1 protein-coding gene is annotated in these 263 nt (G+C 77.6%); it reads left to right on the top strand.

What is annotated here, in order from left to right; genetic code table 11:
• A partial coding sequence (locus PUR61_RS19430) for a hypothetical protein (RefSeq protein WP_329880244.1) occupies positions 1-263 on the top strand: 263 nt, incomplete at both ends.

Genomic DNA, 263 nt, shown 5'->3' on the forward strand with positions numbered 1-263 from the left:
CGCCCGGTCCGCTTCGCCGACGCCGTCACCGCCCTCGACGCGGACCGGGTCCTCGAACTCGGCCCCGACGGCGTCCTGACCGCGCTGATCGCCCGCGAGAGCGGCCCCGACACGGTCGCCGTCGCCGCCCTGCGCCGCGACCGCGACGAGGCCACCACGCTGCTCACCGCCGTCGCCGAGCTGTTCGTCCACGGGCAGCCCGTCACCTGGCGGGTCCTCTTCGACGGCACCGGCGCCCGCCCGACCGACCTGCCCACCTACCC

The sequence above is a fragment of the Streptomyces sp. BE20 genome (assembly GCF_036322525.1).
Classification (GTDB): Bacteria; Actinomycetota; Actinomycetes; order Streptomycetales; family Streptomycetaceae; genus Kitasatospora.